Origin of the sequence: Bifidobacterium apri, from assembly GCF_009299485.1 — a bacterium.
In the GTDB taxonomy this organism is placed as follows: domain Bacteria; phylum Actinomycetota; class Actinomycetes; order Actinomycetales; family Bifidobacteriaceae; genus Bifidobacterium; species Bifidobacterium apri.
Window position 1 is genome coordinate 1 of record NZ_WBSO01000042.1, and the last position, 1,079, is coordinate 1,079.

A 1,079-nucleotide genomic window follows, 5' to 3' on the forward strand; every position below is an offset into this window, starting at 1 on the left:
TCACGCGCCGCGGCGAACGTGCGGGCGGCCCTCGGGTCCGTGGACGCCAGCTCGTCCGCCGCCAGCGTCCACGCCGCGTCCGCCGCGGCGCGCGAGCCCATCGCGAACGGCAGGCGCACGAGCGCCGCGGCCCTCGGCCTGCGCTGGCGCGGCACCACGCCCAGCACGTCGCGCATCATATGCACCATGCACCGCTGCCACGAGGCGCCCTGGAACTCCTCGGCGACGGCCTTGCGCAGCCCGCAATGGTCGTCGGAGACGACCAGCCGCACCCCGTCCATGCCGCGGGCGCGCAGCGACGAGAGGAACGACTTCCAGCCCGCGTAGCTCTCGGTGTCGAACACGTCGAACCCGACCACGCGCTTCCTGCCGTCGTCGTCGCACGCGATCGCGGTGACCGCGGCCGCGCTCGACGCGCCCCCGTCGCCCCGGCATCGCACGAACGTCGCGTCCAGCCACAGATAGCAGTACCGGCGGCCCGACAGGGGACGCGACCGGAACTCGTCGACCTGCGCGTCCAGCCGCTCCGCCAGACGCGACACCTCGGAACGGCCCAGACGGTCCACGCCCAGCTCGCGGGCGACCCGCTCGACCCGCCTGGTGGACACGCCCTGCACCCACATCTCCACCACCGCCGCGGCGACGGCCGCGTCCACGCGCCGTCCCCTGCCGATGATGCCCTCGGGACTGTAATACCCCTCGCGCAGCTTGGGCACATGCACCGTCAACGTGCCCAGGGGCGTGTCCACGCCACGCTCGCGGTACCCGTTGCGCCGGTTCACGCGCCCCTCGCCGCGCGTCATGTACGCCGCGCCGCACGCCTCGTCGGCCTCCGCGCCCATCAACGCGTCCAGCATCAGCTCCAGCATCCGCGAGAGCCGGCAGCGCATCTCCTCCTGCCCGCGCGCGACCCGCAACAACAAGTCCCGCGCCTGTTCATCGTCCAATGATGCTAACGTATGCCTTACGGTCATCGTCTGGTCCTTCCCGCCATCAATTTCACTTATCCATCAATGGCGATACTAGGCGGTGACCCCTTTCAACACCCCGCAGGGAACAGGGCCTCATACACCAACCTA

General features: G+C 70.9%; 1 protein-coding gene. It reads right to left on the reverse strand.

From position 1 onward, the window contains the following. A partial coding sequence (locus DSM100238_RS09250) for an IS256 family transposase (RefSeq protein WP_167511146.1) occupies positions 1-947 on the reverse strand: 947 nt, incomplete at its 3' end. Positions 948-1,079: the final 132 nt, after the last annotated feature.